The 711-nt window shown below is 32.1% G+C and carries 2 protein-coding genes; both read left to right on the forward strand.

Annotation, left to right across the window (positions count from 1 at the left end; translation table 11 throughout):
• The first annotated feature begins 125 nt into the window (after positions 1-125).
• Positions 126-476, forward strand: coding sequence for a type II toxin-antitoxin system RelE/ParE family toxin (locus PVV63_RS10300; RefSeq protein WP_273791764.1), 351 nt, complete (start codon positions 126-128; stop codon positions 474-476).
• A 1-nt stretch (position 477) separates the two neighbouring features.
• On the forward strand, positions 478-711 hold a 234-nt coding region (locus tag PVV63_RS10305), incomplete at its 3' end, for a helix-turn-helix domain-containing protein (RefSeq protein ID WP_273791765.1).

A 711-nucleotide genomic window follows, 5' to 3' on the forward strand; every position in this document is an offset into this window, starting at 1 on the left:
AAATAAACAATTATGGTTTTTTGTTACCATTTTTATCAAGTCAATTTTATTAATAATAGTTATTAAAAAATCACAAAATTAGAATAACCACTTGAAAATATACCCATATGGGTATATTAATAATCATGAGTAAAATAAAACGTATCATATGGCTTGGTTCTTCACTCAAAGATATAAAAAGTCTTCCTGATCTTATTCAACAAAGGATTGGTTATGCTCTTTATCTTGCTCAGATAGGAGATAGAGGAGAAAATGTTAAGGTTCTCAAGGGGTTTGGATCTGCCAATGTTCTAGAAATTATTGAACGCGATATTCAAGGAACTTATCGCGCTGTTTATACGATACAATATAAAAAATCTCTTTATGTGTTGCATTGTTTTCAGAAAACATCGACCCGTGGCATTGCAACAGCAAAACCAGACATTAATCTGATTAAAGAACGTCTCAAGTTAGCAGAACAATTAGAAGGGAATTAAAATGATCAATGTTTTTCACGGTAGTTCCAATGTTTATGCGGATCTTGGCTTTTCAGATTCCAGAGAGATGCTTATCAAAGCGCAACTTGCTCATAAGATTAGTCAAATTCTGAAAGAAAAGAACTTAACACAAAAACAGGCTAGTCAACTTTTGAAAATGACTCAACCAAAACTGTCTAAACTCTTAAGTGGAGAATTTCGAGGAATTAGTGAAATGAAAATGCTTGAGTGTTTG

Origin of the sequence: Bartonella sp. CM31XJBT, assembly GCF_028618555.1 — a bacterium.
Classification (GTDB): domain Bacteria; phylum Pseudomonadota; class Alphaproteobacteria; order Rhizobiales; family Rhizobiaceae; genus Bartonella.